Annotated in this window: 31 protein-coding genes and 1 tRNA gene; 23 read left to right on the top strand and 9 right to left on the bottom strand. The window is 68.8% G+C overall.

The window, feature by feature from the left end; genetic code table 11:
• Window positions 1–19: 19 nt before the first annotated feature.
• The 10 genes from QE397_RS10485 (at window position 20) to hisI (ending at window position 7,485) form a co-directional block, all read left to right on the top strand.
• Window positions 20–487, top strand: coding sequence for an SRPBCC family protein (locus QE397_RS10485; protein WP_027506797.1), 468 nt, complete (start codon window positions 20–22; stop codon window positions 485–487).
• Between the two features lie 135 nt (window positions 488–622).
• The gene (gene hisD / locus QE397_RS10480) at window positions 623–1,960 is read left to right on the top strand and encodes a histidinol dehydrogenase (RefSeq protein WP_307093214.1); all 1,338 of its coding nucleotides are present in this window, start codon (window positions 623–625) and stop codon (window positions 1,958–1,960) included.
• Window positions 1,957–3,093, top strand: a complete 1,137-nt coding sequence (locus QE397_RS10475) for a histidinol-phosphate transaminase (protein WP_307093212.1) — start codon at window positions 1,957–1,959, stop codon at window positions 3,091–3,093. Before hisD ends, QE397_RS10475 begins: the two co-directional genes overlap by 4 nt.
• 34 nt (window positions 3,094–3,127) lie before the next feature.
• The gene (gene hisB / locus QE397_RS10470) at window positions 3,128–3,745 is read left to right on the top strand and encodes an imidazoleglycerol-phosphate dehydratase HisB (protein ID WP_307097488.1); all 618 of its coding nucleotides are present in this window, start codon (window positions 3,128–3,130) and stop codon (window positions 3,743–3,745) included.
• A gap of 59 nt (window positions 3,746–3,804) precedes the next feature.
• Window positions 3,805–4,473: an imidazole glycerol phosphate synthase subunit HisH gene (gene hisH, locus QE397_RS10465; protein WP_222647119.1), complete on the top strand. Its 669-nt coding sequence runs from the start codon at window positions 3,805–3,807 to the stop codon at window positions 4,471–4,473.
• A complete protein-coding gene (locus QE397_RS10460; protein WP_027506792.1) occupies window positions 4,470–4,709 on the top strand; it encodes a hypothetical protein in 240 nt (79 codons plus the stop codon). The genes hisH and QE397_RS10460 overlap by 4 nt, the downstream gene beginning before the upstream one ends.
• A gap of 52 nt (window positions 4,710–4,761) precedes the next feature.
• Window positions 4,762–5,514: a bifunctional 1-(5-phosphoribosyl)-5-((5-phosphoribosylamino)methylideneamino)imidazole-4-carboxamide isomerase/phosphoribosylanthranilate isomerase PriA gene (gene priA, locus QE397_RS10455; protein WP_037186668.1), complete on the top strand. Its 753-nt coding sequence runs from the start codon at window positions 4,762–4,764 to the stop codon at window positions 5,512–5,514.
• Window positions 5,511–6,356, top strand: a complete 846-nt coding sequence (locus tag QE397_RS10450; RefSeq protein ID WP_307093208.1) for an inositol monophosphatase family protein — start codon at window positions 5,511–5,513, stop codon at window positions 6,354–6,356. The genes priA and QE397_RS10450 overlap by 4 nt, the downstream gene beginning before the upstream one ends.
• Window positions 6,353–7,126: an imidazole glycerol phosphate synthase subunit HisF gene (gene hisF, locus QE397_RS10445; RefSeq protein WP_027506789.1), complete on the top strand. Its 774-nt coding sequence runs from the start codon at window positions 6,353–6,355 to the stop codon at window positions 7,124–7,126. The genes QE397_RS10450 and hisF overlap by 4 nt, the downstream gene beginning before the upstream one ends.
• A complete protein-coding gene (hisI, locus tag QE397_RS10440) occupies window positions 7,123–7,485 on the top strand; it encodes a phosphoribosyl-AMP cyclohydrolase (protein ID WP_056447928.1) in 363 nt (120 codons plus the stop codon). The genes hisF and hisI overlap by 4 nt, the downstream gene beginning before the upstream one ends.
• A gap of 10 nt (window positions 7,486–7,495) precedes the next feature.
• On the opposite strand, the gene QE397_RS10435 is transcribed toward hisI, so the two are convergent.
• Window positions 7,496–8,002 carry a MarR family winged helix-turn-helix transcriptional regulator gene (locus QE397_RS10435; RefSeq protein ID WP_307093205.1) on the bottom strand — a complete coding sequence of 169 codons (507 nt, stop codon included), beginning with the start codon at window positions 8,000–8,002 and terminating at the stop codon, window positions 7,496–7,498.
• A 140-nt stretch (window positions 8,003–8,142) separates the two neighbouring features.
• On the opposite strand from QE397_RS10435, the gene QE397_RS10430 reads away from it, so the two are divergent.
• The 9 genes from QE397_RS10430 (at window position 8,143) to QE397_RS10390 (ending at window position 17,585) form a co-directional block, all read left to right on the top strand.
• Complete coding sequence (locus QE397_RS10430; RefSeq protein WP_307093203.1) at window positions 8,143–9,684, top strand: anthranilate synthase component I; 1,542 nt, start codon at window positions 8,143–8,145, stop codon at window positions 9,682–9,684.
• Window positions 9,681–10,340: a TIGR02234 family membrane protein gene (locus QE397_RS10425; protein ID WP_222627037.1), complete on the top strand. Its 660-nt coding sequence runs from the start codon at window positions 9,681–9,683 to the stop codon at window positions 10,338–10,340. The genes QE397_RS10430 and QE397_RS10425 overlap by 4 nt, the downstream gene beginning before the upstream one ends.
• A gap of 114 nt (window positions 10,341–10,454) precedes the next feature.
• On the top strand, window positions 10,455–11,264 hold the full coding sequence (gene trpC / locus QE397_RS10420; protein ID WP_027506784.1) for an indole-3-glycerol phosphate synthase TrpC: 810 nt from the start codon (window positions 10,455–10,457) through the stop codon (window positions 11,262–11,264).
• Between the two features lie 55 nt (window positions 11,265–11,319).
• Window positions 11,320–12,579 (top strand): tryptophan synthase subunit beta, encoded by a 1,260-nt coding sequence (gene trpB / locus QE397_RS10415; protein WP_027506783.1) that lies wholly within the window; start codon window positions 11,320–11,322, stop codon window positions 12,577–12,579.
• A 20-nt stretch (window positions 12,580–12,599) separates the two neighbouring features.
• Complete coding sequence (trpA, locus tag QE397_RS10410) at window positions 12,600–13,403, top strand: tryptophan synthase subunit alpha (RefSeq protein ID WP_056448083.1); 804 nt, start codon at window positions 12,600–12,602, stop codon at window positions 13,401–13,403.
• Window positions 13,403–14,413, top strand: a complete 1,011-nt coding sequence (lgt, locus tag QE397_RS10405; protein ID WP_056448086.1) for a prolipoprotein diacylglyceryl transferase — start codon at window positions 13,403–13,405, stop codon at window positions 14,411–14,413. Before trpA ends, lgt begins: the two co-directional genes overlap by 1 nt.
• Window positions 14,391–15,131: a TM2 domain-containing protein gene (locus QE397_RS10400; protein WP_307093200.1), complete on the top strand. Its 741-nt coding sequence runs from the start codon at window positions 14,391–14,393 to the stop codon at window positions 15,129–15,131. Before lgt ends, QE397_RS10400 begins: the two co-directional genes overlap by 23 nt.
• 99 nt (window positions 15,132–15,230) lie before the next feature.
• Window positions 15,231–16,649: a pyruvate kinase gene (gene pyk / locus QE397_RS10395; RefSeq protein WP_027506780.1), complete on the top strand. Its 1,419-nt coding sequence runs from the start codon at window positions 15,231–15,233 to the stop codon at window positions 16,647–16,649.
• 93 nt (window positions 16,650–16,742) lie between these two features.
• Window positions 16,743–17,585, top strand: coding sequence for an acyl-CoA thioesterase II (locus QE397_RS10390; RefSeq protein WP_307097483.1), 843 nt, complete (start codon window positions 16,743–16,745; stop codon window positions 17,583–17,585).
• On the opposite strand, the gene QE397_RS10385 is transcribed toward QE397_RS10390, so the two are convergent.
• Window positions 17,560–17,808, bottom strand: a complete 249-nt coding sequence (locus tag QE397_RS10385) for a helix-turn-helix transcriptional regulator (protein ID WP_027506778.1) — start codon at window positions 17,806–17,808, stop codon at window positions 17,560–17,562. The two genes, QE397_RS10390 and QE397_RS10385, sit on opposite strands and share 26 nt — an antisense overlap.
• Window positions 17,809–17,936: 128 nt before the next feature.
• Here QE397_RS10385 and QE397_RS10380 point away from each other — a divergent pair, with 128 nt between their 5' ends.
• On the top strand, window positions 17,937–18,302 hold the full coding sequence (locus QE397_RS10380) for a helix-turn-helix transcriptional regulator (protein WP_082544652.1): 366 nt from the start codon (window positions 17,937–17,939) through the stop codon (window positions 18,300–18,302).
• Between the two features lie 9 nt (window positions 18,303–18,311).
• Here the strand turns inward: QE397_RS10380 and QE397_RS10375 are convergent, their stop codons facing one another.
• The 3 genes from QE397_RS10375 to QE397_RS10365 are packed head-to-tail and all read right to left on the bottom strand — an operon-like array spanning window position 18,312 to window position 19,920.
• Window positions 18,312–18,971, bottom strand: a complete 660-nt coding sequence (locus QE397_RS10375) for a YoaK family protein (protein WP_307093198.1) — start codon at window positions 18,969–18,971, stop codon at window positions 18,312–18,314.
• Complete coding sequence (locus QE397_RS10370) at window positions 18,968–19,465, bottom strand: DNA-deoxyinosine glycosylase (RefSeq protein WP_307093196.1); 498 nt, start codon at window positions 19,463–19,465, stop codon at window positions 18,968–18,970. The genes QE397_RS10375 and QE397_RS10370 overlap by 4 nt, the downstream gene beginning before the upstream one ends.
• Window positions 19,462–19,920, bottom strand: a complete 459-nt coding sequence (locus QE397_RS10365) for an anthrone oxygenase family protein (RefSeq protein ID WP_037186651.1) — start codon at window positions 19,918–19,920, stop codon at window positions 19,462–19,464. Before QE397_RS10365 ends, QE397_RS10370 begins: the two co-directional genes overlap by 4 nt.
• Window positions 19,921–19,992: 72 nt before the next feature.
• Here QE397_RS10365 and QE397_RS10360 point away from each other — a divergent pair, with 72 nt between their 5' ends.
• Complete coding sequence (locus QE397_RS10360; protein WP_056447944.1) at window positions 19,993–20,370, top strand: hypothetical protein; 378 nt, start codon at window positions 19,993–19,995, stop codon at window positions 20,368–20,370.
• A gap of 21 nt (window positions 20,371–20,391) precedes the next feature.
• Here QE397_RS10360 and QE397_RS10355 read toward each other — a convergent pair.
• Window positions 20,392–20,468 (bottom strand) — tRNA-Leu (locus QE397_RS10355).
• Window positions 20,469–20,617: 149 nt separating this feature from the next.
• Between QE397_RS10355 and QE397_RS10350 the strand changes: the two genes are divergently transcribed.
• Window positions 20,618–21,223 carry an ANTAR domain-containing response regulator gene (locus tag QE397_RS10350; protein WP_027506773.1) on the top strand — a complete coding sequence of 202 codons (606 nt, stop codon included), beginning with the start codon at window positions 20,618–20,620 and terminating at the stop codon, window positions 21,221–21,223.
• 189 nt (window positions 21,224–21,412) lie between these two features.
• Entirely contained in the window at window positions 21,413–22,750 is a 1,338-nt protein-coding gene (locus QE397_RS10345; RefSeq protein WP_027506772.1) for an ABC transporter substrate-binding protein, read from the top strand.
• 212 nt (window positions 22,751–22,962) lie between these two features.
• Here QE397_RS10345 and QE397_RS10340 read toward each other — a convergent pair whose 3' ends face one another.
• Genes QE397_RS10340 through QE397_RS10330 form a run of 3 tightly spaced genes read right to left on the bottom strand, consistent with a single transcriptional unit; the run spans window position 22,963 to window position 25,779 of the window.
• Entirely contained in the window at window positions 22,963–23,787 is an 825-nt protein-coding gene (locus QE397_RS10340) for an ABC transporter ATP-binding protein (RefSeq protein ID WP_027506771.1), read from the bottom strand.
• On the bottom strand, window positions 23,784–24,797 hold the full coding sequence (locus QE397_RS10335; RefSeq protein WP_027506770.1) for an ABC transporter ATP-binding protein: 1,014 nt from the start codon (window positions 24,795–24,797) through the stop codon (window positions 23,784–23,786). Before QE397_RS10335 ends, QE397_RS10340 begins: the two co-directional genes overlap by 4 nt.
• On the bottom strand, window positions 24,787–25,779 hold the full coding sequence (locus QE397_RS10330; RefSeq protein ID WP_027506769.1) for a branched-chain amino acid ABC transporter permease: 993 nt from the start codon (window positions 25,777–25,779) through the stop codon (window positions 24,787–24,789). The genes QE397_RS10335 and QE397_RS10330 overlap by 11 nt, the downstream gene beginning before the upstream one ends.
• Between the last annotated feature and the right edge of the window lie 2 nt (window positions 25,780–25,781).

Here is a 25,781-nt window from a genome sequence, read left to right as displayed (position 1 = left end):
TCCGGGCACAGGACCGCACATGACATCTGTGAGCACTGTGGACCGCGGCGATCGCGTCATCGCCCGCCGCGTGACCGTGAACGCCCCTGCCGACGACCTCTTCGCTCAGGTGGCGGATCCGCACCGGCACGGCGAGCTGGACGGCTCCGGAACGGTGAAGGACACGGTGAAGGGTCCGACGACGCTCTCGCGCGGAGCGAAGTTCTCGGTGGGCATGAAGCAGTTCGGCGTGCCCTACCGCATCACCAGCACCGTCACGGAGTTCACCGATACCGGGGACACCAAGGTGATCGAGTGGCAGCACCCGCTGGGCCACAAGTGGCGCTGGGAGTTCGTCGCGGTGGGCCCCTCGTCCACAGAGGTGACGGAATCGTTCGTCTACGGAACGGCGAAGATCCCGAAGATGCTCGAGGTGACCAAGCAGACGGCACAGAACGCGAACGGCATCACGAAGACGCTGGAGAAGCTGGCAGCCCGCTACTCCTGAGACCATGGTGCGGGCAGGCCGGAGGCCGGTCGGTGGGACCAGGTGGATCGTCCCCCTCGGGGCGCCGGTCGGGGCTCGAGCGATAATCGACGTGCGCCGACCGGCGCGCCCTTGCTCGACCCGAGAGGATCACCCATGACTGCCCGCACCGAGTTGCGACGCGTGGATCTACGCGGCAGCTCTCCGTCCACCGCCGAGCTGCGCGCGGTTCTCCCACGGGGTGGAGTGGACGTGAACTCGGTGCTGCATCTGGTCACCCCGGTGGTCGAGGCGGTGCGTGAGCGCGGCGCCGACGCGGCGCTCGAGTACAGCGAGACGTTCGACCGCGTGCGTCCCGACTCCGTGCGAGTCCCGGCCGCCGAGCTCGCGAAGGCTCTGGACCAGCTCGATCCCGACGTGCGGGCGGCACTCGAGGTGTCCATCGAGCGTTCGCGCATCGTGCACGAGGATCAGCGTCGGTCCGAGACCGTGACCACCGTCGTCCCCGGTGGAACCGTCACCGAGAAGTGGGTCCCGGTCGAGAGAGTCGGACTGTACGTACCGGGCGGCAACGCCGTGTACCCGTCGTCCGTCGTCATGAACGTCGTCCCCGCGCAGGTCGCCGGCGTCGGCAGCCTCGTCGTCGCCTCGCCGCCGCAGGCGGACTTCGGCGGCCTCCCGCACCCCACCATCCTGGCGGCGGCAGCGTTGCTCGGCGTGGACGAGGTCTGGGCGGTCGGCGGTGCCCAGGGCGTCGCACTGCTCACCTACGGCGGCGTGGACACCGACGGTGCGCCGCTCGAGCCCGTGGACATGATCACCGGCCCGGGCAACATCTACGTCACCGCGGCGAAGCGGTTGTGCCGTGGAGCGGTGGGCATCGACTCCGAGGCCGGGCCCACCGAGATCGCCATCCTGGCCGACGACACCGCCGACCCGGTGCACGTCGCCGCCGATCTGATCTCGCAGGCCGAACACGACGTGCTGGCGGCGAGCGTGCTCGTCACCACCTCGGTCGCCCTGGCGGATGCCGTCACGCGCGAGGTCGCCGAGCGCACGCTCACCACCAAGCACTCCGAACGCGTCGCGACGGCGCTGTCCGGTGAGCAGTCGGGCATCGTGCTGGTGGACACGGTGGACGACGGCATCCGCACGGTCGACGCCTACGCGGCGGAACACCTCGAGATCCAGACCGAGAACGCCTCCGAGGTGGCGGGCCGCATCCGCAGCGCCGGAGCGGTGTTCGTCGGACCGTGGTCGCCGGTGAGCCTCGGCGACTACTGCGCCGGGTCGAACCACGTCCTGCCGACGGCCGGATGCGCCCGTCACTCGTCCGGGTTGTCGGTGCAGACCTTCCTGCGCGGCATCCACATCGTCGACTACTCGCGCGACGCTCTCGACGGCGTCGCGAAGCACGTCGTCGCCCTCGCGAACGCGGAGGATCTGCCGGCGCACGGTGATGCCGTCCGCGTGCGGTTCGAGAGCCGATCGTGACGGCCGCGCCCGGCGCCGGGACCTCACTGTCGGACCTGCCGCTGCGCGACTCGCTCGTCGGGAAGTCTCCGTACGGTGCGCCGCAGCTCGAGGTGCCGGTGCAGCTCAACACCAACGAGAACCCGCACCCACCGTCGGCAGCGCTCGTGGAGGACGTCGCCCGCTCCGTGCGGGAGGCGGCAGCGTCGCTGCACCGTTATCCCGATCGGGACGCCGTCGCACTGCGCACGGATCTCGCCGCGTACGTGGCGGCCCGTACGGGGGTGCCCGTCACCGTCGACAACCTGTGGGCCGCGAACGGATCGAACGAGATCCTGCAGCAACTGCTGCAGGCATTCGGGGGGCCGGGACGCACGGCGCTGGGATTCGTGCCGTCGTACTCGATGCACCCCATCATCTCGGCGGGCACCCAGACCGAGTTCCTCGATCTGCATCGGCGTGACGACTTCTCGCTGGACGTCGACGCGGCCGTGGCCGCGATCGAGTCGATGACGCCGGACGTCGTGTTCGTCACCAGCCCCAACAACCCGACGGGACACAGTCTCTCGCTCGACGACCTCCGGCGTCTCGCTTCCGCGACCACCGGGATCCTCGTCGTCGACGAGGCGTACGGCGAGTTCTCGGCGGCGCCCAGCGCGGTCGACCTCATCGACGAGTTCCCCAGCCGAGTCGTCGTCAGCCGGACCATGAGCAAGGCCTTCGCGTTCGCGGGTGGGCGACTCGGGTACCTGGTGGCCGCTCCGGCTGTCGTGGACGCACTGCTCCTGGTGCGGCTGCCGTACCACCTGTCGGTGCTCACGCAGGCTGCTGCGCGCGCCGCACTGCGCCATGCCGACGACACGCTGGCCTCGGTGGCCGAGCTGGCGGCCGAGCGTGATCGCGTCGTCGCCCGGCTCGCCGTCCTGGGCTACCGAGTGGTGCCCAGCAGCGCCAACTTCGTGCTGTTCGGCCTGTTCGACGATGCGCCCGCGGTGTGGTCGCGGTACCTCGATCAGGGTGTACTCATCCGCGACGTCGGCATCGCGGGGCATCTCCGCGTCACCATCGGCACCGAGGCCGAGAACGATCGGTTCCTCGAGGTCAGCGCCGACCTGTCCGAGGACGTCGTCCACTCGTCCGCCCCCGCCACCTGAACCCCAACAGAGGATCCGACCAGTGAGCAGCATCATGACCCCGAACCGCATCGCGCGCATCGAGCGGACCACCAAGGAGTCGTCCATCACGGTGGAGCTGAATCTCGACGGCACCGGCATCGTCGACGTGTCCACCGGTGTGCCGTTCTTCGACCACATGCTCACCGCGCTCGGGACGCACGCGAGTTTCGACCTCACGGTGCACGCGAAGGGCGACATCGAGATCGAGGCGCATCACACGGTCGAGGACACCGCTATCGTCCTCGGACAGGCGCTGGGCCAGGCACTCGGCGACAAGAAGGGAATTCGCCGTTTCGGTGACGCGTTCATTCCGATGGACGAGACGCTGGCACACGCCTCGGTCGACGTGTCCGGTCGGCCGTACTGCGTGCACACCGGGGAACCGGAGCACATGCTGCACGCGATCATCGGCGGCTACCCGGGAACCCCGTACGCCACGGTGATCAACCGCCACGTCTTCGAATCCATCGCGTCCAACGCGCGTATCGCCCTGCACGTCCGGGTGCTGTACGGACGCGACCAGCACCACGTCACCGAGGCCGAGTTCAAGGCCGTCGCTCGCGCCCTCCGCGCGGCCGTCGAGCCCGATCCGCGGGTCACGGGAGTGCCGTCGACGAAGGGAAGCTTGTGAGCAGCGGGAAGGCCGGAGGCCGGCCGGAGATCGGCGGGAAGGCCGGAGGCCGGCCGGAGATCGGCGGGAAGGCCGGAGGCCGGCCGGGAAGAGCAGGCAAGTCTGTCGCGTTGCTGGATTACGGTTCGGGGAATCTGCACTCGGCGCAGCGCGCACTCGAACGTGTGGGCGCCGACGTCACGGTGACGTCCGATCACCGCGTCGCGCTGCAGGCCGACGGACTGGTCGTGCCCGGTGTCGGCGCGTTCGGCGCATGCATGGACGGTCTGCTGTCGGTGCGCGGCGACGAGCTCGTCGACAAGCGGCTCGCCGGGGGCCGCCCCGTGCTCGGCATCTGCGTCGGCATGCAGATCATGTTCGACCGCGGCGTCGAGTTCGACGTGCCCGCCACCGGCTGCGGCCAGTGGCCCGGCACCGTGGAGAAGCTGCAGGCCGAGGTGCTCCCGCACATGGGCTGGAACACGGTGCGCCCGGGCGAGGACTCGGTGCTGTTCGCGGGCATGGACCCCGACACGCGCTTCTACTTCGTGCACTCGTACGGCGTGCAGGACTGGGAGATGGCACCGAGCGAGTCGCTTGCCGCTCCGGTTCTCACGTGGGCCGATCACGGCGGCGAGTTCCTCGCGGCGGTGGAGAACGGCCCTCTGTCCGCGACACAGTTCCACCCGGAGAAGTCCGGCGACGCCGGCGCCACGCTGCTCGAGAACTGGCTCCGCACCCTCGGATGAGCGAGCCCCGCGAGTTCTCACTGGGTCGCCACACCGGGCTCGTCCTCGGTGCGGCGACCCTGATGCTCGCTGCGACCACCCTCGTCCTCTGGCTGCTGCAGCCGAGTGGTCCGGTGGGGCTGCTGGTGGTGGCCGTCGGACTCGTCGCCACGGGCGTCTGCGCGTCGCTGGTGGCGAAGGCGTCCGTTCGCCGATCCTTCGGCGAGGAGCCCGACGGGTCCGAGCCGTCCGACTGACGCGCCGCCCTGCCCGGTGTCGCCGCGGATCGTGCCGGTAACCTCGTCGAACGTGAGCCTGGTACTTCTCCCCGCAGTCGATGTCGCCGATGGTCAAGCTGTTCGTCTCGTGCAGGGAGAGGCAGGCAGCGAGACCGCCTACGGCTCTCCGCGCGACGCCGCGCTGGCCTGGCAGAACGACGGCGCCGAGTGGGTGCATCTGGTAGATCTGGACGCCGCCTTCGGCCGCGGTTCGAACCGCGACCTCCTCGCGAGCGTGGTGGGGGAACTCGACGTGAAGGTCGAGCTGTCCGGTGGCATCCGCGACGACGAGAGCCTGCGGGCAGCGCTCGCGACGGGCTGCGCGCGCGTCAACCTCGGCACCGCCGCACTCGAGGATCCGGAGTGGTGCCGCCGCGCCATCGGTGAGTACGGCGATCGTGTCGCCGTGGGACTGGACGTGCGCATCGTCGACGGTGAGCACCGCCTGCGCGGTCGCGGCTGGGTGAGTGACGGCGGCGATCTGTGGGAGGTGCTGGAGCGGCTCGACCGCGACGGGTGCTCGCGATACGTGGTCACCGACGTCACGCGGGACGGCACTCTGACCGGCCCCAATCTCGAACTGCTCGAACAGGTCTGCGCTGTCACCGACGCGCCGGTCATCGCGTCCGGCGGAGTGTCCACCGTCGCGGATCTGGTCGCCATCGCCACGCTGACCGACAAGGGCGTCGAGGGTTCCATCGTCGGCAAGGCCCTCTACGCCGGCCGCTTCACGCTGCCGGAGGCCCTCGCCGCCGTCGCGGACAGCGCATCGTCGGCGACGTGACCGCCGTGGACCTGGACGCTCTCGCGGCCACCGCGCGCACCCTGCTCGACGGCACCCACGAGCGGTTCGTCGCGGGCACCGGCGCGCCCAGCGCCGTGGCCAAGGGGCCGGACGACTTCGCCACCGCGGTCGACCTCGAGCTCGAACGTCGGCTGGTCGAGGAACTGCAGGAGCAGACCCAGATCCCCGTGCACGGCGAGGAGTTCGGCGGGCCACCCGTCGAGTCCGGCACCGTGTGGGTGCTCGATCCGATCGACGGGACCTTCAACTACTCGTTCGGGCTGCCCACGGCGGGCACCCTGCTGTCGCTGCTCGTCGACGGGCGCCCGGTCATCGGTCTGACGTGGCTTCCGCTGATCGGCCAACGCTTCTGGGCGGTGGAGGGCGGACCCGTGCACCGGGACGGGGAGGCGCTCCCCGCGCTGCCCACCTCCGCACTCGCCTCCTCCATCGTCGGATTCGGTGCGTTCAACATCGACAGCCGCGGCCGGTTGCCCGGCGCTTATCGGGTACAGGTGCTCTCGGACATCAGCCGCGTCTCGTCTCGCATCCGGATGCACGGGTCGACCGGACTGGACCTCGCGTACACCGCGGCGGGAACACTCGGTGCGTCGATCGTGTTCGGCCACCATGCGTGGGACAACGCCGCCGGAGCGATGCTGGTCCGCGCCGCCGGCGGAATCGTCACCGATCTGGCGGGGGAGCCGTGGACGGTGACCTCGACGTCGGTGCTCGCCGCAGCCCCCGGCGTGCACGAGGAACTGCTGCAGGTGCTCGCCGGAGTCGGCGAGCCGTCCACGTACACACCGACATCGCGCGCGCGGGAAGGAGTCCGGAGATGAGTGTCGCCGTACGCGTCATCCCGTGCCTGGACGTCGATGCCGGTCGCGTCGTCAAGGGTGTCAACTTCGCCGATCTGCGCGATGCGGGTGACCCGGTCGAGCTCGCCGCGAAGTACGACGCCGAAGGTGCCGACGAGCTGACTTTCCTCGACGTCACCGCGTCGTCCGGTGGTCGCGCCACGATGCTCGACGTGGTGACCCGCACCGCGGAGCAGGTGTTCATTCCGCTCACCGTGGGCGGCGGTGTCCGCACCGTGCAGGACGTGGACACGCTCCTGCGAGCGGGCGCCGACAAGGTGTCCGTCAACACGGCAGCGCTCGCGCGACCGGAGTTGTTGCGCGAGTTGAGCTCTCGATTCGGATCGCAGTGCATCGTGCTGTCGGTCGACGCCCGGACGGTGCCCGAGGGCGAGGCGCCGACGGCGTCCGGTTGGGAGGTGACCACGCACGGCGGCCGCCGCGGTACCGGCGTCGACGCCGTGGAGTGGGCACACCGCGGGGCCGAACTCGGGGTGGGCGAGATCCTGCTCAACTCGATGGACGCGGACGGCACGAAGGCCGGCTTCGACATCGCCATGATCACCGCTGTCCGCGCGGCCGTCCGGGTCCCGGTCATCGCCAGTGGCGGCGCCGGCGCCGTCGAGCACTTCGCGCCCGCCGTGGCCGCGGGTGCCGATGCCGTTCTCGCGGCCAGCGTCTTCCACTTCGGCGAGATGACCATCGGCGACGTCAAGGGCGCTCTGCGCGCGGACGGTGTGGAGGTTCGATGAGCGCCCCCGTTCTCGATCCGGCGATCGCCGACCGTCTCAAGCGCACCGACGACGGACTGGTGTGCGCCGTCGCGCAGGAACGCGGCACCGGTGACGTGCTCATGGTCGCGTGGATGGACGACACGGCCCTGGCCATGACGCTCGCGACGCGCAAGGGCACGTACTGGTCGCGGTCACGGCAGGAGTACTGGGTCAAGGGCGAGTCGTCCGGACACGCACAGTACGTCCACGAGGTCCGCCTCGACTGCGACGGTGACACGATCCTGCTGACGGTCGATCAGACCGGCGGCGCGTGCCACACCGGTGATCACTCGTGCTTCGACGCCGACGTGTTGCTGAGCGAGCCCCCGACCGCGTGAGTACCGGCGGTCAGCCACCGCCGTCGCGGGCGATGCCGGCGTCGAGGTTGGTGACCATGACCTCGGCGAGCGCTCGCATCGTCTCGACCTGCTCGTCGTCCAGCCCGTCGAACACGAGTGACCGCACCGTGGAGACGTGGCCGGGAGCCGTGGCGACCACCTTCGCGTACCCCTCGTCCGTGAGAACGGCGTGGGAGCCGCGGCCGCCGCTGATGCTCTCCCGCCGGGCCCATCCGGCGCGCTCGAGCTTGGTCATCACGTGCGACAGCCGGGACAGCGACGCGTTGGCGAAGTCCGCGAGGTCACGTAGGCGCAGCCGACGATCCGGAGCCTCGGACAGCGTCGCCATCACGAAGTAGTCGAAGTGCGTCAGTCCGGAGTCACGCTGCAACTGGGTGTCCAGCGCGGCGGGCAACCGGGTCACGAAGGCGACCAGCACGCGCCAGGCGTCCTGCTGTGCCGGTGTGAGCCAGCGCATCTCATCCGGCTGCGTCTCGGACGGCGGTGTCGCGGTCATCGGGTGCGCGTTCCTCTCCTCGTGCCGGATCACGACCGACCAGTTCGGTTTCCGACTCGTCGAGTGTCCCACCGCCCGTGCGACCACCGCGTTCGGCACCTCCCGAACCCGGCGGGACGGCACCCGGGAAGATGACACCCATGGATTCGCAGAAGGACCCGGCACCCGGAACCACCACCCGGGAGCAGTTCCGCCAACTGGCCGCCGTCCATCGCGTGGTCCCTGTCGTCCGCAAGGTTCTCGCGGACTCCGAGACTCCGCTGTCGGCGTACCGCAAGCTCGCCGGGGACCGGCCCGGCACGTTCCTGCTCGAATCCGCCGAGAACGGGCGGTCGTGGTCCCGGTGGTCGTTCATCGGTGCGGGCAGCCCCAGTGCGCTCACGGTCGTGGACGGCGAGGCCGCGTGGATGGGGGAGACGCCGGCGGGTGCCCCGTCGGGTGGCCATCCGCTGGACGCACTCGGAGCCACCATCGAGCTGCTCCGCTCCGAACGGTTGCCGGACCTGCCCCCGCTCACCGGCGGGATGGTGGGGTATCTCGGCTACGACGCGGTGCGCCACATCGAGCGACTGCCCGAACTCACCGAGGACGATCTGCAGATCCCCGAGATGGTGATGCTCCTCGCGACCGATCTGGCCGCGGTGGACCACCACGAGGGTGCGATCACCCTCATCGCCAACGCGGTGAACTGGAACGGCACCGACGAGCGGGTCGACGAGGCGTACGACGACGCGGTGGCACGGCTCGACCGCATGACCCTCGCACTGTCGTCCGCCGCGGAGTCCACGGTGGCGTCGTTCTCGCGACCCGAGCCGCAGTTCCGGCGCCAGCGGACCTCCGAGGGGTTCGGCGCCGACGTGCACCGCCTGGTCGAGGAGATCGAGGCGGGCGAGGCGTTCCAGGTGGTGCTGTCCCAGCGTTTCGAGATGGAGACCACCGCGACGCCGCTCGACGTCTATCGCATGCTCCGACGCTCCAATCCCAGCCCGTACATGTACCTGATGCACGTCCCCGGCGCGGACGGCGAGACCGCGTTCTCGATCGTCGGGTCGAGCCCCGAGTCCCTCGTGACGGTCGCCGACGGTGTCGCGACGACGCACCCGATCGCCGGGACCCGGTGGCGCGGCGCCACCGAGGAGGACGACCTCTTGCTCGAGAAGGACCTCCTCGTGGACGAGAAGGAGAACTCCGAGCACCTCATGCTGGTGGACCTCGGACGCAACGATCTCGGGCGGGTCTGCGAGCCGGGCACGGTCAAGGTCACCGAGTACCGCCACGTCGAGCGCTACAGCCACGTCATGCACCTGGTGTCGACGGTGACGGGTCGGCTCGACGAGGGCAGGCACGCACTCGACGCCGTCCGCGCCTGCTTCCCGGCGGGCACGCTGTCGGGCGCTCCCAAGGTGCGGGCGATGGCGCTCATCGAGGAACTCGAACCGACCCGCCGCGGCGTCTACGGCGGCATCGTCGGATACCTCGACTTCGACGGGGACGCCGACACGGCGATCTGCATCCGCTCCGCCCTCATCAAGAACGGCACCGCGTACGTCCAGGCGGGTGCCGGCGTGGTGGCCGACTCGGTCGCCGAGTACGAGGACACCGAGGCGCGCAACAAGGCGATGGCGGTGCTCAGCGCGGTGGCCGCAGCGGAGACGGTGACCACCGTCGGAGGCGCCGAGTGAAACGCGGGGGCGTCGGTCTCGCCGCGCTGCTCCTGGCTCTCGCGGCGCTGGCGCTGTGGGCGTCGTCGCGGATGACCTGGGTCCGGGTCGTCAGCTCGGACGGGCTGGGGGAGCAGCAGACGTCCTCGCTCGTCGGGGGTACGTGGGCCGCGGCGACCACGCCGTTGGCCATCGCGGCCATCGCTGCGGTGGCGGCTCTGTTCGCGATCCGCGGACGGTGGACGGTGCTGCTCGCGGTGCTCGTCGCGCTCGTCGGTGTCGGAGCCGCCGTTCCCGCGGTGCAGTTGATCGTCTCGGGCGTGGATCCGGAGCGCGCCGGCGCGCTGGCGGAACTACCCGGTCGTGCCGAGGTCCTCTCCGCGGAGGCGAGCCGCGCGCCCGCCGCACTCGCGCTCCTGGGCGGTCTGCTCGCGCTGGCCGCCGCCGTCGTGGTCGCGCGCACGTCCCGCTCCAAGGCCGGCCTGTCGGCCCGGTACGACAGTCCCGCGGTGCGCCGTGAGCGCGCCGAACAGGACGTTCGGTCTGCCGCCGTGGACGCCGACGAGGAACCGAGCGAGCGGGCCATCTGGGACGCGCTGGACTCCGGTGCCGACCCGACCGTGACCGACGACGCCACCGGTGTCGACGACCGACCCCGCGGCGGTGAGACCCGCTAGTCGGTGGTGTTACTCCGGCCTCTACTCTGAGCGCACCGGATGAGCAGCGCCACACATCCACTGCGATGTCGAGCAGACATTCACCACTCTGGCGGAAGGACGCGGGGGACACCGATGACCGTTCTCGATTCGATCCTCGACGGTGTACGGGCCGACACGCAGGCCCGTGAATCCGTGGTGGACTTCGCCTCCGTCAAGAAGGCCGCCGCCGCCGCGCGGCCGGCTCTCGACGCCGCCGCCGCGCTCATCGAGCCGGGCATCGCCGTCATCGCAGAGGTCAAGCGCGCCAGCCCTTCCAAGGGTGCGCTGGCCGACATTCCGGACCCCGCCGTGCTCGCGGGTGCCTACGAGTCGGGCGGAGCGCGCGTCATCAGCGTGCTCACCGAGGAGCGCCGCTTCCGCGGATCGCTGGACGATCTCGACGCCGTGCGTCGCGCCGTCGAGATCCCCGTGCTGCGCAAGGACTTCATCGTCGGGCCTTACCAGATCCACGAGGCTCGCGCCCACGGCGCCGACATGATCCTGCTGATCGTCGCGGCTCTGGAGCAGGACGCCCTCGCGTCCCTGCTCGACCGCACCGAGTCGCTCGGCATGACCCCGCTGGTCGAGGTGCACACCGAGGAGGAAGCGGACCGCGCGCTCGAGGCCGGCGCCAAGGTCATCGGCGTCAACGCCCGCAACCTCAAGACACTCGACGTCGACCCGGACACCTTCTCCCGCATCGCGCCCGGCCTGCCGTCGGACATCATCCGGGTCGCCGAGTCCGGCGTCCGCGGCACCGCCGATCTCCTGGCCTACGCCGGAGCGGGTGCCGACGCGGTTCTCGTCGGTGAGGGACTGGTCACCAGCGGCGACCCGCGGTCCGCGGTGCGTGACCTGGTCGCGGCCGGAACGCACCCCTCCTGCCCGAAGCCTGCGCGCTGATTTCAGGCTCCACCCGGCTCGTCGTCCCGGTGTGTCATCGGGCAGACTCGACACCGTGACTACCAGCTATCTTCCGAACTCGAGCGACGGCATCACCGATCGCACCGATCACGACCCCGACCTCGGCGGACACTTCGGTAAGTACGGCGGCCGCTACGTGCCCGAGGCGCTCATGGGCGTCATCGAGGAAGTCACCACCGAGTACGCCAAGGCGCGCGGAGATCGAGACTTCCTCGACGAGCTCGATCGTCTGCAGCGCGACTACACCGGTCGCCCGTCGCCGATCTTCGAGGCGGCGAATCTGTCGAAGCAGGCCGGTGGGGCCCGCATCTTCCTCAAGCGCGAGGACCTCAACCACACCGGTTCGCACAAGATCAACAATGTGCTGGGCCAGGTGCTGCTCGCCAAGCGGATGGGCAAGACCCGCGTCATCGCCGAGACCGGCGCCGGCCAGCACGGCGTCGCCACGGCCACGGCCTGTGCGCTGCTCGGCCTCGAGTGCCTCGTCTACATGGGCGAGGTGGACACCGAGCGTCAGGCCCTCAACGTCGCCCGGATGAAGCTCCTCGGTTCCGACGTCGTCGCGGTGACGTCCGGCTCGCGCACACTCAAGGACGCCATCAACGAGGCGCTGCGCGACTGGGTGACCAACGCGGACGAGACCTACTACTGCTTCGGCACCGTCGCCGGACCGCACCCGTTCCCCATGATGGTCCGCGATTTCCAGCGCATCATCGGCATGGAGGCACGCGCGCAGATGCTGCACGATCACGGCCGGCTTCCCGACGCCATCGCCGCGTGCGTCGGCGGCGGGTCGAACGCCATCGGCATCTTCCACGCCTTCATCGACGACGCGGACGTCCGGCTGATCGGGTACGAGGCAGCCGGCGACGGCATCGAGACGGGTCGCCACGCCGCGACCATCGGTGCGGGCTCGCCCGGCGCCCTCCACGGCGCCTTCTCGTACCTGCTGCAGGACGAGGACGGTCAGACCATCGACTCGCACTCCATCTCCGCCGGGCTCGACTACCCGGGCGTCGGACCGGAGCACTCGTACCTCAACGACATCGGGCGAGCCGAGTACCGACCCATCACCGACACGGAGGCCATGGAGGCCTTCACTCTGCTGTGCAAGACCGAGGGCATCATCCCGGCGATCGAGTCCGCGCACGCCATCGCGGGTGCCGTGAAGCTCGGCCGTGAACTCGGTGACGGCGCCATGATCCTGGTCAACCTCTCCGGTCGCGGAGACAAGGACGTCGACACCGCCGCGAAGTGGTTCGGCATCCTGGACGAGAAGGGCAACGTGACGTGAGCACCCCCACCCCCATCCCGGTGCACTCCGGTCCGTCGCGGTTGGGCCCGGTCTTCGACCACACCCGCGGTGAGCACCGCGCGGCCCTCGTCGGCTACCTGCCCGCCGGGTTCCCGACGGTGCCCGAGTCGATCGACGCCGTGCGCGCGCTCGTCGACAGCGGCTGCGACATCATCGAGGTCGGCGTCCCGTACTCCGATCCCGTCATGGACGGCCCCACCATCGCGGCCGCCGCAGGGCGCGCCCTGGCCAACGGCGCCCGCGTCCGCGACGTCTTCACCGTGGTCGAGGCCATCGCCGACGCCGGTGGCAAGGCCGTCGTCATGACGTACTGGAACCCGGTCATGAAGTACGGCGTGACCGAGTTCGCCGCGAATCTCGCGTCGGCGGGCGGCCTCGGCATGATCACGCCGGACCTGATCCCCGACGAGGCCGGCGACTGGCTCGGCGCCTCCGAGGAGCACGGGCTCGATCGCATCTTCCTCGTCGCACCGTCGTCGACGGAGGAGCGTCTCTCGCGCACCGTGCAGTCGAGCAGCGGTTTCGTCTACGCCGCGTCGACCATGGGCGTGACGGGTGCCCGCGATGCGGTGTCCTCTGCCGCGCCCGCACTGGTGTCCCGCATCCGCGTGCACTCCGACATCCCCATCGGCATCGGCCTCGGGGTGCGTTCCGGTGCCCAGGCCGCGGAGATCGCCGCGTACGCCGACGCCGTCATCGTCGGATCCGCGCTCGTCTCCGCCGTCGACCAGGGTGTCGGCGCCGTTTCCGCGCTCACCGCAGAACTCGCCGAGGGCGTGCGGTCGGCGAAGGCCGCGTCGTGATGCTCGCGGCGAACACCGCCGTGCTCGCCTACATCCCCAGTCCGCCGCAGGGCGTCTGGTACGTCGGGCCGCTCGCACTGCGGGCGTACGCCTTCTTCATCATCGTCGGCATCGTCGTCGCGATCGTGTGGGGTGACCGCCGCTGGGTCGCCCGCGGCGGCGACAAGGGGACCGTCCTCGACGTCGCCGTGTGGGCCGTGCCGTTCGGTCTCATCGGCGGTCGGCTCTACCACGTCATCACCGACGCGCCGACGTACTTCGGCGAGGGTGGCAATCCGATCGACGCCCTCAAGATCTGGCAGGGCGGTCTCGGCATCTGGGGCGCCGTCTTCCTGGGTGGTGTCGGCGCGTGGATCGCCTGCAGGCGACGCGGGATACCGCTCCCGGCCTTCGGCGACGCCGTCGCGCCGGGCATCCTCCTCGCGCAGGCCATCGGCCGCATCGGCAACTACTTCAACCAGGAGCTCTACGGACGCGACACCACCCTGCCGTGGGGCCTCGAGATCTACGAACGCGTCGACGCCAACGGTCGGGTCGACTCCCTCGCCGGCGTCTCCACCGGAATCGTCGAGCGGGTCGTGCATCCGACGTTCCTGTACGAACTGTTGTGGAACGTCGTTGTCGTCGTGCTCCTGGTGCTGGTCGACCGTCGCTTCCGCCTCGGACACGGCCGCATCTTCGCCCTGTACGTCGCGGGCTACTGCGCCGGACGCTTCGTCATCGAGCTGATGCGCAGCGACTTCGCGACGCTGATCGGCGGCATCCGCGTCAACTCGTTCACCTCCGGCATCGTCTTCCTGCTCGCGCTGGCGTACGTCGTCCTCGCGCCCAAGGGTCGTGAGGAACCGGCCACGCTGCGCACCCGGACCGACGAGGTCGAGCCTGACGGCGAGGTGACGGACGAGGCGGACGCCGATGCTCCGGCGAAGGACGAGGACCGATCCACCGACGAGGTGACCACCCCGACGACGAGTGAGGACGAGGGACGTGACCGATCCGGACAAGCCTGACCTGACGAAGAAGTCGACCGGCTCGGACCCCGTGGGGTCCGACGACGTCACCGGGAGCACTCCCGGTCCGGGGTGGAACACCAACGCCAGTTTCGGCGAGGGTCCGGGTTCCGGCGCCTACCCGTCCTACCCGTCGCCCGGGACGTACCCCGAACCGTCGGCCGGTGACACGGCTGCCTTCGGCTACCCGGTCGGCGAGTACGGCTCCTGGAATCGTGAGCCCGAGTCGACGGACTGGTCCGCACGGCCGGCCGCGGACACCCCGTACGCCCAGCCCCAGTACGGTCAGCCCCAGTACGCCCAGCCGCAGTACGCCCAGCCGCAGTACGGGCAGCCCCAGTACGGTCAGCAGCCGCAGTACGGGCAGCCACCGTTCGCGGGCGGCCACGGCGTCGATCCGATGGCGCCGTTCGGTCGAGACATGGGGACGGGTGAACCGTTCGGCGACAAGTCGAAGGTGACGGCAGGCGTTCTCCAGTTGGCCCCGCTGCTCTTCGGTCTGCCGCTCGGCATCGGCCGGTTCTACATCGGCTCGACGGTGCTCGGCGTCGCGCAGCTCGTGTCGTTCATCGTGAGCGTCCTGCTGACCGTGACGATCATCGGCGCGTTGATCGGTATCCCGCTCTACGCGGCCGTCTGGCTGTGGTGCCTCGCCGACGGCATCGTGATGCTCGTGAGCAAGGTCCGCGACGGGAACGGCCGACTTCTCAAACCCTGAACGACCTCCCGGTTAACTACTGGCCAGTAGCCCAATTGTCAGGACATAGAGCGGCGTCGTCGATAGGAATCGGGTCCGGCGGGGACTAGGCTTGCGCCCGTGACCCGACGGACGAAGATCGTATGCACCCTGGGACCGGCGACTGCCACCGACGAGAGAATCAAGGAACTCGTCGAGAGCGGAATGGATGTGGCTCGGCTGAATTTCAGCCACGGCGACTACCCCGACCACGAGGCGAACTACAAGCGGGTGCGTGCGGCGTCGAACGCCACCGGGAAGGCCGTGGGCATCCTCGCCGACCTGCAGGGTCCGAAGATCCGGCTCGGCCGGTTCAAGGAGGGCAAGACCACCTGGGCCAACGGTGAGCTGATCCGCATCACGGTCGAGGAGTGCGAGGGCACCCACGATCGGGTCTCCACGACCTACAAGGAACTCGCGCAGGACGCCAAGGAAGGCGATCGCCTCCTCGTCGACGACGGCAAGGTCGGTCTGGTCGTCACCGGTGTCGAGGGCAACGACGTCCTCTGCCGCGTGACCGAGGGCGGCCCCGTCAGCAACAACAAGGGCGTGTCCCTCCCCGGCATGGACGTGTCGGTTCCCGCCATGTCGGACAAGGACACCGAGGATCTCGAGTTCGCTCTGGCCCTGGGAGTCGACTTCATCGCACTGTCGTTCGTGCGGTCGCCGGCCGACGTCGAGCTGGTGCACGCGATCATGGACCGGGTGGGCCGCCGGGTCCCCGTCATCGCCAAGATCGAGAAGCCGGAAGCGGTCGACAACCTCGAGGCCATCGTCCTCGCGTTCGACGCGGTGATGGTCGCGCGTGGTGACCTCGGTGTCGAGCTCCCGCTCGAGCAGGTGCCGCTGGTGCAGAAGCGCGCCATCCAGATCGCGCGCGCCAACGCCAAGCCTGTCATCGTCGCCACGCAGATGCTCGAGTCGATGATCGAGAACTCGCGTCCCACCCGCGCGGAGGCGTCCGACGTCGCGAACGCGGTGCTCGACGGCACCGACGCCGTCATGCTGTCCGGCGAGACCTCCGTCGGCAAGTTCGTCATGGAGACGGTGCGCACGATGGCACGCATCGTGGAGACCGTCGAGATGGAGGGCGACGCGGTTCCGGCGCTCACCCACACTCCGCGCACCAAGCGCGGCGTCATCTCCTACGCGGCTCGCGACATCGGAGAGCGGCTCGACGCACGCGCTCTCGTCGCCTTCACGCAGTCCGGTGACACCGTGCGGCGCATGGCGCGTCTGCATTCGCGGCTGCCGCTGCTGGCCTTCACGTCCATCCCCGAGGTGCGCAGTCAGCTCGCTCTGACCTGGGGCACCGAGACGTTCCTGGTGCCGTTCGTCGACACCACCGACGGCATGGTGCGTGAGGTCGACAAGTCGTTGCTCGAGCTCGACCGTTATCACCGCGGCGACCAGGTCGTGATCGTCGCCGGTGCGCCTCCCGGCACTGTAGGCTCCACCAACTTGATCCACGTGCACCGAATCGGAGAAGAGGACCGGTAAGTGACCGAACTGGGGGGAACGGTCGACAGACCGGAATCGGCGCGTCGGGGGGACGCGCCGTTCGCCACGGCGGGGCGCTCACGCGACCTCGACGTGTTGCTGGACATCCTCGACCTCACGGAGGTCGACGAGAACACCTACGTCGGCCGGCACCCGGCAGAGGTCGGGAGCAGAACGTTCGGCGGACAGCTGGTCGCCCAGGCGCTGGTCGCGGCCGGCCGCACCGTCAGCGGGGCGAGGCCGATCCACGCCATCAACGCACACTTCATTCGCGGCGGAGATGTCAAGCGAGACATCACTTTCCGCGTGGAACGTCATCGTGACGGCCGCGCCTTCGCCAACCGTCAGGTGACGGCTTACCAGGGTGACGAGGAGCTGTTCGTCATGCTCGCCGCCTACCAGGACTCGCGCGGCGGCCTCGAGCACAGCGTCGAGTGGCCCGAGGTGGAGTACCCGGAATCGCTGCCGCCGCTGGGCAACCACTTCGACGGGTACGAGGACCGTCTGAAGATGTTCGTGGACGCGCTGAAGCCGATCGACATGCGGTACGCCAATGATCCGGCCTGGATCATGAAGGGCACCGGAGAACGGTCGAACCACAACAGGGTATGGATGAAGTCCGACGGACCGTTGCCCGACGATCCCGCTCTGCACGTCGCCACGATGGGATACGCGTCGGACACGACGGTGCTCGACTCGATCATCACCACACACGGCCTGTCCTGGGGTTTCGACCGTATCGTGGCCGCGACGGTGAACCATTCCATCTGGTTCCACCGTCCGTTCCGCTTCGACGAGTGGATGCTCTACGCCACCGAGTCGCCGGTCGCCGCGGGGTCCCGCGGACTGGCCACCGGCCGATTCTTCTCGCGCGGAGGAGAATTGGTGGCGACCGTGGTGCAGGAAGGGCTCATCCGCCATTTCCCGGCACGATGACGCGGTCGTCGGTCACCACGAAGACGTCGTCGAAGCGGTCGGTCCCGAACTCCGAGAGCAGGCCGGCGATGAATTTCGTTCCGGGCGCGCACTTCCCGCTGAGAATGCGGGAGACCGTGGCCGGGTCGACCCCGATGCGTTCGGCCAGTTGCCCGTCGGTCGTGATGTGAGCGAAGCGCCGTAGTCGTTCCAGCCCGTCGCGGTCCAGCTCGAGATTCGCCATCGATTCCCCCCGGTGATCGATCGTGTCGCGCTCGTTGCGCGCACGAGACGAAAGGTACACATGCACTGGCGGGCGGGCAATCGACACACTGCGCGTGAACTTGCGTCCGTGTCAGTAGTGTTCGCGCCATGGATCAGACGTCCGGGGTGGGGGAGACGTGGTGGGAGTATCTGAACCGCGTCACAGACAGAGCATCACAAGTGGAGATCGCGCGGGCTGCAGGGGTGGACCCCGCGTCGGTCTCGAGATGGAAACTGGGGAAGAACACGCCGAGTGCGGATCGCGTGATCGCGGTCGCACGGCACTTCGGTCGGAATCCGGTGGAGGCGCTCGTCGTCGCGCGCTACCTCGAGCCTCGAGAAGTCGACGCGTCGATCGAGTTGGCCGCCAGCGCCGCCGCGCTGACGGACGACGAGTTGATCACGGCCGTCCGACGTCGACTCGAGTTGGCGCGGGGCATGGTCGCATCGGGGTCACCGGTGAGCCACGACTGACCGGGGTGTTCAGGGCGTGCGCTCGTCGATGACGAAGATCGCGAGCGTCGCCGCCAACACCGCGGCCGGTATCCACGCGGCGCGGACGCCGACGGACCCGGTCGCGGCGGCGCCGGCCAGTGCGCCGAGGATGAACACGGCGATCACGGCGCTGTAGACACCGAACGCCCGTCGGCCGGCGGAGTCGCGGTCGACGATCGCAGCGAAGCCGGCCTCGGTCACGCGCATCAGATTTCCGGTCATCGCGATCGCGATGTAGTTGAGATCGCCGATGTTCCGGAACAGGGCGATCTGCAGCGCGGCGATGAACGAGATCGGCACGGTGACCAGCGCATTCGGCACCGTGGCGGGTACGAAGCCCACCACGGCGAGGATGGCTGCCTGCGCCGCGATGGACCACCGGATCGGCCGGTGCACTCGGCGTTCGGCGCGTCCCGTCTTGATGACGTTGGCGATCGAGACACCGACCACGAACGCGAGGATCGGCCACAGGTGTTGGGCCGCGTCCCGCCAGTGCGTCCGCGACACCTCGATCGCCAGGAAGATCACGTTGCCCGTCTGCGCGTTGGCGAAGACGCCGCCTCGGCTGACGTAGGTGTAGGCATCGAGGAACCCGCTCGCAGCGGTGACGAGGAGCGCGAAGCGCAGACTCGAGGCCGTCGCGGTCACCGGTCTTCCCTCGCGACGATGCGCCAGGCGTCGACCTTCGCCGCCGCGCTCAGGGCGGCATGGGCAGGGCTGGTGGACGGCAGACGGAACGTCTCGACGGGCCGGGACAGCGCCACGTGGCGAGCGAACAGCCGCGCCGCCGCGGCGCCGTTGAACACGATGCGGTCCAGGGTGGGGTGGGCCGTGAGCAGCGCGTCGATGTCGTTCGGCACCACCGTGTCGCTCTCGATGGCCGAGTCGAGACTGCCCTCGCGAGTGCACAGTTCGAGAACGTCCCACACCGCGACGCCCGCGGCCGTGAGTGCGCGCACGCGCTCCGCGTAACCGACATCCCCGGGTAGGTGGAAGATGTGAGTCATGATGGGCCAGAACGCATTCCGCGGATGGGCGTAGTACTGCTCGGCCGTCAGCGACGCGACCCCCGGCATGGAACCGAGCACCAGCGTGTGCGGCGAGTCGCCGACGAGCGGGGCGAAGCCGTGCACCACCGTCATGCTGCGACACCGGCGACGACGAACAGCACCGACGCACCCAGTCCTGCGACCACGCGGACGTGGTTCCACCGGGTCCACCGAGTGAGGTACTCGGGCCACACGTCCTCCGCGGCAGCGAGCCGATCGTTGAGCGGCACGTTGACGGCGACGGTCACGCCGAGGCAGCCCGCGACGTAGAGCGCCGCCGCCGCTGCGACGAGAACGGCGGGTGTGCCAGGCTCGAGGAACGCGGTGACGGCGGCGAGGACCGATGCCGCCGCGGTACCGAACAGCAGGACCATGAAGACGGGAGCGACGATGACCACGTTCACGCGCGTCATCACCGCCGTGGCGGCGGACGCGGGCTGTACGCCCAGCGCCGGCATCACGGCGATGGAGAAGGCCAGCAGGACGCCGGCCACCGCAGCGGAACCGACACCCGCCGCGACGACGGCGGCGGAGAGCAGAACGGACACGACGGAGCCTTTCGATGATGCGGCGGTTCTGTCGTCCCATCAGATCACGGTGCCCACCGCCGGGGTCGTCCGATGATCGTCACGAGTGCCTTCTTCGCCGACTACGCGCGCCAGTCGGACCAGAAGCTCGACGTGCTCGGCGGCATCTGGGACTGGTGTGTGGTCCCGTCCCTCGCGCAGCCCGTCGAGGCCTACCTGGTGGTCCTGCTGCAGCGTGGCCCCGACGACGTGTCGGGTGAGCGGGTACGGGTGGAGATCACGGACGGCGAGGACGAGCCTCTGCACGTGTTCGAACTGCCCGTCGCCGGTCACCTCGAGGGGGAGCAGCAGGCTGTGGCGTTCCCGATCTCCTTCGCATGCCGACGGGTGGGGCGCCACGTGCTGCGCCTGACGACGGGGGCGGCCGATCCGGGATTCGCGCTCTCGCTGGACGTTCGATCGATGGCCTGAGCGGCTGCGGGGGAGATGTACTGGTGCCCTCGGTGAGACTCGAACTCACACTGCACGGGTTTTGAATCCGTTTCCTCTGCCAATTGGGATACGAGGGCGAACCGCTCGCGGGGCGAGCTGGTGCGGTCACCGAGTGTAGAAGATCGGTGCCGGATGCGGTGCACCGGTACCCTGACGACGGCCCGGGCGCAGCGTCGAGAACGGCGCCGCCGCGGGGGAGCAGTGCATCGAGGGAGGGCGAGTCAGCGTGAACACACCGGCACCGTCACAGCCACGTCGTGTGGTGGTCGCGGAGGACGAGTCACTCATTCGGCTGGACCTCGTGGAGATGTTGCGCGAGGAGGGGTACGACGTCGTCGGCGAGGCCGCGGACGGTCAGGAAGCGGTGGACCTCGTCCGCGCCCTGGTTCCGGATCTGGTGATCATGGACGTGAAGATGCCGCGTCGAGACGGTATCGACGCGGCCTCCGAGATCGCCGCGGCTCGGTTGGCTCCGGTCGTGATCCTGACGGCCTTCAGCCAGCGCGAACTCGTCGAGAGGGCCCGCGACGCCGGCGCCATGGCGTATCTGGTGAAGCCCTTCACGAAGGCGGACCTGGTGCCCGCCGTGGAACTGGCCGCCAGCCGGTTCACCGAGATCTCCGCGCTGGAGACCGAGATCGCGGATCTCCACGACCGCCTCGACACGCGCAAACTCATCGAGCGCGCCAAGGGTCTGCTGATGACGTCCCAGTCGCTCTCCGAGCCGGAGGCCTTCACGTGGATCCAGCGGGCCGCGATGGACCGACGCACCACCATGAAAGCGGTCGCCTCCGTCGTCATCGAGACGCTCGGAGACGCCCCCGTCGCGTGACACCGAGTGCCGTGATCCGGCCTCGAAGACTGTGCCAGGCTACGGCTGCGTTAAAACTGGCTGCGTAGACGTCACAGTAAGGTCACAGGGCTTGTTCCACGGGTCGCGAACCGTCGGGGAGCGATAGGTTCTCCTTCACGAGCGTCACGGTATCGGGTGCGTGACGCACATATTTCTAGGAGACGACAGATGGCAAGACGAACCATCGTTCGGACGGCTGCGGTGGTGAGCGTCGCTTCGCTCGCCCTGTTCGGCTGTTCCTCGAGCGACGATTCGAGTTCCGGCAGCGAAACCAGCGCTGCCGGCGGCTCTTCCGCAGCTGCGGAGGCCACCGTGGACACCGACTGCACACCCGAGCAGGCAACTGCCGGCGCGACGCCGGTGACCACTCCGCTCAAGCTCGGCACACTGCTTCCCGAGACCGGTAGCCTCGCCTTCCTCGGCCCGCCCGAGGTCGCCGGCGTGCAGCTCGCAGTCAACGACGTCAACGGCGCCGGTGGCGTTCTCGACCAGCCGATGGAGCTCATCCCCGGCGACTCGGGCGACACCACCACGGACACCGCGAACAGCACCGTCGACCGCGAGCTCGCGGCCGGCGTCAGTGTCATCCTGGGTGCAGCGTCGTCCTCGGTGTCCCTCAAGGTCATCGACAAGATCGCCAGCGCCGGCGTCGTGCAGATCTCGCCGGCCAACACCTCCGACCAGTTCGTCTGCTACGCGGACAAGGGCCAGTACTTCCGCACGGCACCGACCGATGTGCTTCAGGCACAGGCGCTCTCGCAGCTCATCGCCGAGGACGGCGGCCAGCGCGTCTCCATCCTCGCGCTCAACGACCCGTACGGTACGGGCCTGGCGAGCAACACTGTCACCAACCTCGAGGACGCCGGCATCGCGTCCGACCAGATCCAGAAGATCATCTACGACCCCAACGCGCAGTCGTTCAACGCCGAGGTGGACCAGGTGAAGAACTTCAACCCGGACGCCGTCGCCATCATCGGCTTCGAGGAGTCGGCGAAGATCATCACCCGTATGCACGAGATCGGCATCGGACCGTCGGACGGCACCGCCGTCTACGGCGTCGACGGCAACATGGGCAACGCCCTCGGCGAGTCGGTCGGACCCGGCCTGCTCGACACCATGCGTGGCACCACGCCGCTCACCGACGTGGGCGCCGGTTTCCAGGACCGTCTCAAGGCCGTCAACCCGGCTCTGGTCGACTTCAACTACGCCGGTGAGTCCTACGACGCCGTCGTGATCTCCGCCCTGGCCGCGGAGCAGGCGAAGTCCACCGCGGGTGTCGACATCGCGGCGAACATCAACTCCGTCACCAAGGACGGAACGAAGTGCACCACGTTCCAGGAGTGCCTGCCGCTGGTGAAGGCCGGAACCGACATCGACTACGACGGTGTCACCGGTGAGCTCGCGTTCACCGACGGCGGTGAGCCGTCCGTCGGCTCGTACGGCAAGCTGGTCTTCGGACCGGACAACAAGCTCACCACCGAGGACTACATCGTCGTCGGCGGCTGATCTGCAGTAACCCGGAACGGGCCCGACTCCACCGGAGTCGGGCCCGTTCTGCTGTCGTGCTCGGGGCTCCCCGTCCGCGAGTACGTCGACAGTGCTGTGAATACGGCTCGTTGCACGGCACTTCGGACGTACTCGCCGAGGGTGAGGGGCCGCAGACAGCGAGAAGGGCGCCCCGAGCGAACTCGGAGCGCCCCTGTCGGTGTGCGCGGGTACTACTTCTTCTCTTTGCTCCCCGCCAACGTGCCGAGGTACAGCTCGATGACCTTGGGGTCGTTCATCAGGTTCGTGCCGGTGTCGGTGTACGCATTCTTGCCCTGATCCAGCACGTAGCCGCGGTCACAGATCTGGAGGCACCGGCGAGCATTCTGCTCCACCATGATGATGGAGACGCCTGCCGCGTTGATCTTCTTGCAGCGGATGAAGACCTCGTCCTGGAACATCGGAGACAGTCCGGCCGACGGCTCGTCGAGCAGCAGCACGGACGGTTCCATCATCAGCGCGCGGCCCATGGCGACCATCTGCCGCTCGCCACCGGACAGTGCGCCCGCCTTGATCTTGCGACGCTCCGACAGCAGCGGGAAAAGCTCGCTCACGAAGTCGAACCGTTCCTGGAACTTCTTCGGCCGCAGGTAGATCCCCATCTCGAGGTTCTCCTCGATGGTGAGCGAGGGAAACACGTTCTGGGTCTGCGGAACGTAACCGACGCCCTTCGTCACGAGCACGTGTGCCTCGGCGGAGGTGATGGTGTCGCCGCGCAGCGTGACGGATCCGCTGCGGATCGGGATGAGACCGAAGAGTGCCTTGAGCAACGTCGACTTGCCGGCACCGTTGGGGCCGATGATGCCGACGATCTCGCCGTCGTTCAGATAGAAGTTGCAGTCCTTCAGGATGTTCACGCCGGGGATGTATCCGGCCACCAGGTCGTCGGCACGCACGAGCGCGTCGGTGGCCAGGCGGCGGTGTTCGTCCGGTGTCGCCGCGAATTCTGCTGCGGTGAGCCCGGTTCCCCCGGATGTGGTCGCTCCGGATTCGGTCATGTCGTGGTCCTCTTGTCCGTCCCGATCTCGGGTTCGGCCGCGGAGAGATCTCCGCCCGACTCGAGTGTCTCGACCTCGGCCTGCTCGAGCGCCTCGGCCAGTTCTGCCGTGGCGCCCACAGGATTTCCGTCGGCGTCGAACTCGAGCGCCTGATCGTGGTGGCTTCCCAGGTACGCGTCGACGACGGCCTCGTTGTCCGCCAACTGCGCGGGCGCGGACTCGGCGATGACGCTGCCCTGAGCCATGACCACGACCCAGTCACTGATGTCGCGGATGACGTCCATGTCGTGCTCGACGAAGACGACGGTCATGCCGTCGTCGCGCAGCGACTTGATGTGGCCCAGAAGGCTCTGCGTCAGTGCGGGATTCACGCCGGCCATGGGCTCGTCGAGCATGACGACGGCGGGATCGGTCATGAGCGCTCGCGCCATCTCGAGCAGCTTGCGCTGTCCGCCGGAGAGGGATCCCGCGAGGTCCTCGGACTTCGCGTCGAGTTTGAATCGCGCGAGCAGTTCCCGCGCACGCTCGGTCACCTCCCGCTCCTGCGCCTTCCACGTCCACGGCATGAGCGTGTTGAAGATCCGCTCACCCTTCTGTCCCGTGGCACCGAGCCGGACGTTGTCCAGCACGGTCAGCTTCGACAGTGCCTTCGTCAGCTGGAACGTGCGCACCACGCCGTGGCGCGCCACCTGGTGCGGCGTCATCCTGCCCAGCGACTTGCCGTCCATCGACCAGGACCCGGTGTCCGGCTGGTCGAACCCGGTGAGCAGGTTGAACAAGGTCGTCTTGCCGGCGCCGTTCGGGCCGATCAGACCGGTGATGCAGCCACGCTGGATCTCGAGGTGTGCCACGTCGACGGCCTTGAGGCCACCGAAGGTCCGGGACACGCCGTCGACCACCATGGTCGGGTCGGGCTTGGCGACGCCGGGGGTGTTCGCGACGTCGGCGAACAACGCCGCGCGCACCTCGGCGCTGAGCGGCTTGCGTGCCGCGATGGTGTTACTTGGCATCGAGCTGTACCTCCCGCTTGTTGCCCAGCAGTCCCTGCGGGCGGAAGATCATCAGCACCGCGATGAGGATGCCGAGGAGGACGAATCGTGTGGCGCCGACCTGCTGTTCGGTCATCGGAATGAGCGGGTCGTCGCCGGCGGCGGCCTGACGCAGCAGCACGTCGGGGATCGACAGGAAGAACCAGAAGAGCATGGCTCCGACGACCGGACCGAAGACCGTGGCCGCACCGCCGAGGATCAGTGCGCCGAAGGCGAAGAAGGTCTGCGCCGTCGAGTAGAAGTCGGGGTTGATCGACTTGGTCTGCAGAGCGTTGAACACGCCGCCCATACCGCCGATGACGCCACCGAGGACGAGGGCCTGCATCTTGTAGACGAAGACGTTCTTGCCCAGCGAGCGGGCGGCGTCCTCGTCCTCGCGCACCGCCTTGAGGACGCGTCCCCAGGGGCTGTGCGTGAGCAGGTACACGAGTCCGCACAGGATCAGCACCAGTGACCATCCGACCACCATGGCCCACAGGTCGTCGCCGTAGAACTTCACGCCGACGAACGAGTACTGCTTGCCCGAGTCGAACGGGCTGAGGTTGGTGAACGGATCGGCGAAACCGAAGAGGCCGTTGGTCGATCCGGTGACACCGTTCGACGCGGTGGACCGGAAGACCAGTCGCAGGATCTCCGACGCCGCGATGGTGACGATGGCGAGATAGTCCGCCCGCAGTCGCAGGGTGGGGATACCGAGCACGAGCGCGAGGAGACCGGCTGCCGCGAGTCCGACGAGGATGCCGAGCCACAGCGGCTGTTCGTACGTGATGGTCATGATGCCGACGCCGTATCCGCCCAGCAGGGCGAAGCCGATCTGACCGAAGTTGAGCAGTCCTGCGTAGCCGAAGTGCAGGTTCAGTCCGATGGCGAGAAGTGCGTAGAAGATCGCGGAGGGCCCGACGAGCTGGGCCAGCGATACCTGGATTGCTCCGATGATGTCCATGG

Source organism: Rhodococcus sp. SORGH_AS_0301 (genome assembly GCF_030818285.1).
Classification (GTDB): Bacteria; Actinomycetota; Actinomycetes; order Mycobacteriales; family Mycobacteriaceae; genus Rhodococcoides.
The sequence above is the reverse complement of the archived record's forward strand: the minus strand, read 5'-3'. Positions and strand labels throughout refer to the sequence as shown.

Bases quoted from the DNA above. Each gene is read 5' to 3' on its own strand.
- hisI (WP_056447928.1), top strand. From the start codon at position 7,123: ATGAGCGCCCCCGTTCTCGATCCGGCGATCGCCGACCGTCTCAAGCGC.
- lgt (WP_056448086.1), top strand. From the start codon at position 13,403: ATGCTCGCGGCGAACACCGCCGTGCTCGCCTACATCCCCAGTCCGCCG.
- QE397_RS10385 (WP_027506778.1), bottom strand. From the start codon at position 17,808: ATGGCGAATCTCGAGCTGGACCGCGACGGGCTGGAACGACTACGGCGC.
- QE397_RS10435 (WP_307093205.1), bottom strand. From the start codon at position 8,002: ATGACCGCGACACCGCCGTCCGAGACGCAGCCGGATGAGATGCGCTGG.
- QE397_RS10340 (WP_027506771.1), bottom strand. From the start codon at position 23,787: ATGACCGAATCCGGAGCGACCACATCCGGGGGAACCGGGCTCACCGCA.
- QE397_RS10330 (WP_027506769.1), bottom strand. From the start codon at position 25,779: ATGGACATCATCGGAGCAATCCAGGTATCGCTGGCCCAGCTCGTCGGG.
- trpC (WP_027506784.1), top strand. From the start codon at position 10,455: ATGACCGTTCTCGATTCGATCCTCGACGGTGTACGGGCCGACACGCAG.
- QE397_RS10460 (WP_027506792.1), top strand. From the start codon at position 4,470: ATGAGCGAGCCCCGCGAGTTCTCACTGGGTCGCCACACCGGGCTCGTC.
- QE397_RS10360 (WP_056447944.1), top strand. From the start codon at position 19,993: ATGATCGTCACGAGTGCCTTCTTCGCCGACTACGCGCGCCAGTCGGAC.
- QE397_RS10485 (WP_027506797.1), top strand. From the start codon at position 20: ATGACATCTGTGAGCACTGTGGACCGCGGCGATCGCGTCATCGCCCGC.
- QE397_RS10380 (WP_082544652.1), top strand. From the start codon at position 17,937: ATGGATCAGACGTCCGGGGTGGGGGAGACGTGGTGGGAGTATCTGAAC.
- QE397_RS10345 (WP_027506772.1), top strand. From the start codon at position 21,413: ATGGCAAGACGAACCATCGTTCGGACGGCTGCGGTGGTGAGCGTCGCT.
- QE397_RS10430 (WP_307093203.1), top strand. From the start codon at position 8,143: ATGGATTCGCAGAAGGACCCGGCACCCGGAACCACCACCCGGGAGCAG.
- hisB (WP_307097488.1), top strand. From the start codon at position 3,128: ATGACCCCGAACCGCATCGCGCGCATCGAGCGGACCACCAAGGAGTCG.
- hisD (WP_307093214.1), top strand. From the start codon at position 623: ATGACTGCCCGCACCGAGTTGCGACGCGTGGATCTACGCGGCAGCTCT.
- QE397_RS10335 (WP_027506770.1), bottom strand. From the start codon at position 24,797: ATGCCAAGTAACACCATCGCGGCACGCAAGCCGCTCAGCGCCGAGGTG.
- QE397_RS10370 (WP_307093196.1), bottom strand. From the start codon at position 19,465: ATGACGGTGGTGCACGGCTTCGCCCCGCTCGTCGGCGACTCGCCGCAC.
- hisF (WP_027506789.1), top strand. From the start codon at position 6,353: ATGAGTGTCGCCGTACGCGTCATCCCGTGCCTGGACGTCGATGCCGGT.